Annotated in this window: 6 protein-coding genes, 1 tRNA gene and 2 pseudogenes; 3 read left to right on the top strand and 6 right to left on the bottom strand. The window is 71.9% G+C overall.

Features of this window, described 5'->3' with window-relative positions; translation table 11 throughout:
* Window positions 1-4: 4 nt before the first annotated feature.
* A tRNA-Arg gene (locus tag Q4C85_RS11605) sits at window positions 5-80 on the bottom strand.
* An 84-nt stretch (window positions 81-164) separates the two neighbouring features.
* Here Q4C85_RS11605 and Q4C85_RS11600 point away from each other — a divergent pair.
* Both Q4C85_RS11600 and Q4C85_RS11595 read left to right on the top strand, forming a co-directional pair.
* On the top strand, window positions 165-290 hold the full coding sequence (locus tag Q4C85_RS11600) for a hypothetical protein (protein WP_303142276.1): 126 nt from the start codon (window positions 165-167) through the stop codon (window positions 288-290).
* 72 nt (window positions 291-362) lie between these two features.
* Window positions 363-1,718: a hypothetical protein gene (locus Q4C85_RS11595; protein WP_303142275.1), complete on the top strand. Its 1,356-nt coding sequence runs from the start codon at window positions 363-365 to the stop codon at window positions 1,716-1,718.
* 146 nt (window positions 1,719-1,864) lie between these two features.
* On the opposite strand, the pseudogene Q4C85_RS11845 reads toward Q4C85_RS11595, so the two are convergent.
* From Q4C85_RS11845 to Q4C85_RS11585, 3 genes and pseudogenes are all read right to left on the bottom strand, one after another.
* Window positions 1,865-2,080 (bottom strand): annotated as a pseudogene (locus Q4C85_RS11845) (DNA cytosine methyltransferase); the annotation flags it as partial.
* 10 nt (window positions 2,081-2,090) lie between these two features.
* Complete coding sequence (locus Q4C85_RS11590) at window positions 2,091-2,609, bottom strand: single-stranded DNA-binding protein (protein WP_303142274.1); 519 nt, start codon at window positions 2,607-2,609, stop codon at window positions 2,091-2,093.
* A 2-nt stretch (window positions 2,610-2,611) separates the two neighbouring features.
* Entirely contained in the window at window positions 2,612-3,007 is a 396-nt protein-coding gene (locus tag Q4C85_RS11585) for a hypothetical protein (RefSeq protein ID WP_303142272.1), read from the bottom strand.
* A 170-nt stretch (window positions 3,008-3,177) separates the two neighbouring features.
* Between Q4C85_RS11585 and Q4C85_RS11580 the strand changes: the two genes are divergently transcribed.
* Complete coding sequence (locus Q4C85_RS11580) at window positions 3,178-4,071, top strand: ribonuclease H family protein (protein ID WP_303142270.1); 894 nt, start codon at window positions 3,178-3,180, stop codon at window positions 4,069-4,071.
* Window positions 4,072-4,195: 124 nt separating this feature from the next.
* On the opposite strand, the gene Q4C85_RS11575 is transcribed toward Q4C85_RS11580, so the two are convergent.
* A complete protein-coding gene (locus Q4C85_RS11575) occupies window positions 4,196-5,488 on the bottom strand; it encodes a DnaB-like helicase C-terminal domain-containing protein (protein ID WP_303142266.1) in 1,293 nt (430 codons plus the stop codon).
* A pseudogene (locus Q4C85_RS11570) lies at window positions 5,485-5,948 on the bottom strand (hypothetical protein); the annotation flags it as partial. The gene Q4C85_RS11575 and the pseudogene Q4C85_RS11570, both read right to left, overlap by 4 nt.

The raw sequence follows: 5,948 nt of genomic DNA, 5'->3' as shown, positions 1-5,948 counted from the left end.
GCGGTGCCCCCGCCCGGACTCGAACCGGGAACCTGCGGATTAGAAGGCCGCAGGCCCGCGCGCCGGTAGGCGACAGGTGCGGACCGCAAATCGCTGGAATTCCGCGGTATTCTCGCCCTCGCACACCCCACAGAGTGCCCCTGCGGTTGCCGAGCAGGTTGCCAATGGCCATCGTCGGCGCCGCGCTGGCCACCCTCTTGCGCTTGCCTCCCCCCATCTACCGCTACGCCGTCACCGTCGACGAGGTCACCTACTGGGCGGCCGTCGCCCGCCATGCCATCGACCAGTGAACACCCGGGGGCGGCCACAGAGAGTGGCCGCCCCCGGGCCCACCCCTGCGCGCTCCCCGCACAGAGGGGGGCATGAGCACCTACAGGGAGTCAGACTGGCGGAGGGACGAGCGCGGGCGCTACGCAGGCCGGGTGGTGCCGCCTCCTGCGGCGCGACTCGACGACGAGCGCCTGGCCCTGATCGCCCGCACCGGACAAGCCCCGGCCACTTCCATCACCCGCAGAAGCCAGGGGACCTCCCGGCAGTTCTGGGCTGACGCCCTGCGCACCGCCCCCATCGACCTGGAGCGTCCGGCACCGAAGATTGCCCTGCGCATCCGGGGTGTCCGGACCGTCCAGCGCGCCTACACCGGGGGCGCGGGGACACTGCGCATGCCCGCGGTGGCAGCCCTGGAGAGGATGGCCGACACCGGGGTCAGGACCTTCGACATCCCCGTCCAGTCCACCACCGAGCACGGCCACGTCGCCGGATGGTGCAGGGTGTCGCGCAACGACCGCGGGGCCTGGGCGGTGCAGCCGCTGGGCATGGACGGCCGGGCTGCGGACGCCGCCCGCAGGCAGGTGTCGTGGGTGCTGGGCAACGAGCACCCGAGCTTCGCGCTCAACGAGGTCGGGTCGCTGGCCGAGCTCGCGGCCGAGACAGAGCGGCGCGCCGGCGTGGAGCCCGCGGCGGTGAGGTCGTCGGCCCTACGGGAGATCGGGTACAACGACCGCGAGTCCACCCTGTACGCCACGACCCTGGACGGGTCCACCTACGGGTGGACGGCCCCCAGGGACGTCTATGAAAGGATGCTGACCGGCTCGGCCGGGAGGATCTTCTCCCGCGAGGTCGCGCACCACCTGGAGCGCGTGGAGGCTGAGCAGTGCCCCGCGTGCGGCCGCTTCTACTCCGTGACCGGCGGTGTCGACCACGACTGCCCCACCACGGTGGGCACGGCCCCCGTTGGGGGTGACGACGCGGTGTGGGCTGGGCGTGCTGTCACGGGCCGCAGGCACACGTCAGAGTGGGAGGAGGCGAGGCAGGCGGTCGCTCGGCACATGGTGGACCCGAGGAGCCTGCTCATCCCGGGCCTGCGACTGCCTGAGGGGCAGAACCGCACCCGCCGGTTCCGCGGCGTCGGAGGCGGAGACGCTCGGCGCCTGACACGCGCCCTGGGGGAGCGCGCCTGGACCTCGAACCCGGCGCCGGGTGAGGTCCTAGCGGTCGCGGCGGCTGATGAGGCTGTCGCGGTCAACGGGCGCTTCGACGACATGGGGATGGCCGTCGAGGAGATCACCTACCGGTGCGACGCGCCCGATGGTGACGCCGCCTGGCGGGCTCTGCGTGAGGCGCACCCGCTGCCGACGACCCCGGATCCGGACCGTGTCCTCCAGGCCGCCGACGGGACCTGGCGGTTCTGGTTCGCTTCCGCCGGTCGCCAGAGGTGACGTAGGCGAGGCTCTGCGGGACCAGCCCAGCCTGGCGCCTGGAGCGCGCTCAGGGCGTCGTTGGGCCGCCGACTGGGAGTGCCGACGTCGAGCAGGCGAGGGCGCGCGCCGGCAGCCGGCGATGGAGTCGGCGGCTGGGAGTGGTTGGTGCACTCCGGGGAGGCCCACAGCACGTCCGTGCTCGGGTATCGGCGCGGGTCCACCTGCGAAATGTCGGCACAGTCATGGTCTGTGTCTGGATGATTCAGCTGGTAGGTGGTGATAGCCAACCGCCAGTGGTTGGCGGCCATCACCACCTCCACCCCCTCCACCTGGGCGGCACCAGTCGACGATCCACCCGCCCCGCAGAAGAGGTCGGTCATCGTGACCATGTCAGAACGGGGGCTCGGCGGAGAAGGCATTGCCTCCGGTGGCCCATGGGTCGTCGGCGGCGCCGCCGGCCGGGGCGTTGTAGCCGCCCTGACCCTGCTGGCCGAAGCCGCCCTGTCCGCCCTGAGGCTGGTAGCCGCCCTGGCCTGCCTGGCCCCGTCCGATGCGGGTGACCTGGGCGCGGGCGTAGCGCAGGGAGGGGCCGATCTCGTCGACCTGCATCTCCACGACGGTGCGCTGCTCGCCCTCGCGGGTGGTGAAGGAGCGCTGGTTCAGCCTGCCCTGGGCGATGACGCGCATGCCCTTGGTCAGGGACTCCGAGACGTTCTCGGCCGCGTCGCGCCAGATCGAGCAGCGCATGAACAGGGTCTCCCCGTCCTTCCACTCCCCGGAGGCGCGGTCGAAGGTGCGCGGCGTCGAGGCGATCGTGAACGACGTGACCGCCGCACCCGATGGCGTGTAGCGCATCTCGGGGTCGGCGGTGAGGTTCCCGACGATCGTGATGATCGTGTCACCGGCCATGGTCACTCCTCCTCGTCGTTGTCGTCGAACACTTCGGGGTGGAGTGTTCCAAGAGCCTCGCACCCGGTGACGCTCCCCTGGGCATCGCGGGTGAGGAGGTCGGGCCAGACGAGGTCCTCCCGGTCAGCGAGGTACTCGGCAATCGCACGGGGCACGATGATGACCGTGCCCGGCGTGAGGGGTGGGAGCTCGGGATGGACACCAGTGGGCTTGCGCCCACCGAGGACGGTTATTGTGCCCCCGCAGACACGGATGGTGGTGCGGTCCGACTCGGTGAGAGTCAGGCGCGGGGCCTGCTTGGGCTCGATCTCGGGAGGGATGCTGACCGTGGTGCTGTCGCCGGTCTTGATGTTGATCGTGTGCGGCGTGAAGTTCTTGACGAGCTTGTCGATTGTCATTTCAGTCTCCTGTGTTCAGTTGGTGTGCCGCTAGCGGAGGAAGGGGAGAGCAGGGAGGGGGAGCACGTGCCCCCTCCCGCGGCTGCCCGTGGTGGTCGGGCGGCCGAGGAGCTTCCCAACCTCAGTAGTGGTCGGGACTGCCCACGCGGGGGCCCGACCACCACTGGTGCATGAGCAACGTGACGCCGTTGACGATCGCCCTGCCCCGCTGGCGCCGGCCCGCAGTCCCGGACGCGACTGCCGTAGCCGTCGTCGAGGCCGTTCGAGCCCCCGCGGGGCCCGTGGTGAGTCTCATCGCCGCGGTCAGGCCCCCCGCGGGGGAGACCCAGAACCTGGTCGTCAACCTGACGACGTTCACGTTGCATGAGCGGGCCGAGGCGTTGCACCGCCTGGGTCGCGAGCTCGCCCGCAGGTGGCCGGGGGTGCGCCTGTTCGTCGGTCGCGCGGGCCTTCCGCTTGACCGGGCCCGACGCTGCCTCGAGAACCTGCAGAGGGTCAGTGTTGAGGCGGGCCGGCCCTGCACGCTGCACCTGGACACCGCCGACCCCGCCTGCGTGCTGTCGCGCGCCGGGACGATCGTCCTGCCGTCCCGGCGCGTGACGGTTGCCACCGACGGGGCACGGAACCCCAGTACCGGCGTCTCGGCCGCCGGGTACGTCACCGACACGGGCCTGGCCTGGGCTGCCCGGTGCCAGTATGACGGGGTCGTCGAGGCCGAGGTCACGGCGATCTGCATGGTCATGGAGGCCCTGCCGCTGCACGACCTGGAGGTCCTGACGGACTCGCGCCCGGCGCTCCGCATCGTCAGGGACGCCCTGGCCGGCAGGCCGACGCGGTTCCGCCTGCACCGGATGCTGCGCCGCGCTCTTGACCACCATGGTGGGGCCACGACGGTCCGTTGGGTGCCCGGCCACGCGGGGCACCCGCTGAACGAGGCGGCGGACCGGCTGGTGCGGGCCGAGCGCCGGGAGGCTGAGGGGCGTGCCGCGCCGGGGAGCGCCCGTCGGGTCCGTGCGAACGTCCGCGAGGACATCCTGGCCGCCTGGACGGCCGATTGCGTGTAAGCCGTTCTGACGGCCTTTCCCACCCCGACTGGTCCCGGGGGTGCGTCGACGGCGGTTCCGGCACCCCAGTGGCCCCGCAGCACCTCAGGACGGGGTGTTCTCCATGGGTGGGTGGCTCACCCTGTCACCCTGGGGACCACGTCAGGTCGTTGAGCGTCGCCGTCGCTCCGTCACGCTCCAGGCGCACGCCCCCGGTCGGTCCATGGCGGTTCTTCGCGACCAGCACGTCCAGGCGCCGCTGGTCGGGAACCCCACCCTCGATCGGCACGTGCAGGAGCAGCACCACGTCCGCGTCCTGCTCGATCGCGCCGGACTCCCGCAGGTCCGCCAGGCCCGGGCGGCCGTCACCCCGCCCCTCGCTGGCACGGTTGAGCTGAGACAGGGCGATCACCGGGCAGTCCAGCGTGCCAGCGAGGATCTTGAGCTGGCGCGACTGCTCGGCCACGACCTCGTGACGTGCACGTCGATCACCACGGGACGCCGAGCTCAGCAGCTGCATGTAGTCCACGACCACGCCCGCCAGCGCCTGCCTGCGGGCCAGGAGCCGCGCGTGCGTCGCGACGTCCCACACGGTCGCGCCCGACCGGTCATCGATGCTGATCGGCAGGGTCCGCAGGTGCTCGGCGGCGCGGCGGACACGCTCCCAATCAGCCTCGCTCGGGCGGCCCTGCCCGTTGATGCGTCCGATGGGGACCTGCGCGGCGTGCGCGAGCAGGCGCGTGTGCACCTCCCGCTCTGGCATCTCCAGGCTCGACACCGCGACCGGGCCGTTGTGGGCCAGGCTGTACGCGGCCTGGAGCCCCATGATGCTCTTGCCCTGCGCTGGCCTGGAGCCCACGACGTACAGGGCTCCGGGACGCCAGCCGCCCACGACGTCGTTGAGGGTCGACCAGGGGGTGGCCAGCACCCGACCTGGCCGGTCGATCGCGTCGATGGTCTGGTCGAGCGTCTGGCCAACCAGACGGCCCACGGTCTGGCTGGTGGGGGCCGCCTGGTCCAGGCAGGCGCGCACGAGCGCATCGGCCTCCACCGGGTCCGGGGTGGCCTCCAGGACCTGCTGGGCCCTGACCAGCGCGGACTCCAGCGCACGGTGGCCCGCGGCCTGAGCGAGCCGCGCCACGTAGTCGGGTGCCAGCACCCTGCCTGCCGCCGGGGCCTCATGGAGGCAGTCCAGCAGGTAGGAGTCGTCGATCCCTCGCCTCTGCTCGGGCAGGATCGTCGGCAGCGCGCCGGACACCGTGATCGGGTCGGGCGTCCGTCCCGAGGCCGCCAGCCCGCGGATGGTGCGCCACAGCGCCTCGTGACGCAGGTCCGCGAACTGCTCGGGACGTACCTGGTCGAGGTCGAGCAGCACCTGGGGGTCAGCGGTGAGCGCCAGGCCGATGATGGCACGCTCCAGCGCCTCGGTGCCGCTCATGCCTCGGCACCGTGGAACGGCGTGTAGTCCCACTGGGAGAGCGGGCGAGGCTGCGGCGGCTCGGCGGGCTCGTTGGCCCAGGAGCCGGCGTTGAGCCAGGTCGCTGCGTGCTTCGTGAACTCCGGTTTGCGCCCCGGGTCGCGGGCGTAGCGGCGGGCGGCGGCGATGAGCTCACCGTTGTCCACCTCGCGCACCGCCTTCCGCCAGGCGCGCAGGGCCGCCTTCTTGTCTGAGTGCCTGGGATAGGCATCCCAGAAGGCCTCGAACTCCTCGGGGTAGGTCCGCCGGGTTCTCGGTCTCGGATCGGGCACGGGAAGAGGCGGGGCCTCGGTGAGCAGCGCGGTGCCACCGAGCAGGTCGGTCTGCTGCTCACTGGCTTCGTCAGCCTGCTCCGACGGCGCGTGCGGCTCCGCGTCAGCGGAGTCATCCCCCGAAGAGGGGAAGGGGGTATCTCCTGTTC

Origin of the sequence: Actinomyces sp., from assembly GCF_030524025.1 — a bacterium.
In the GTDB taxonomy this organism is placed as follows: Bacteria; Actinomycetota; Actinomycetes; order Actinomycetales; family Actinomycetaceae; genus Actinomyces.
Note: the sequence above shows the minus strand (reverse complement) of the source record. Positions and strands in the feature narration are given on the sequence as shown.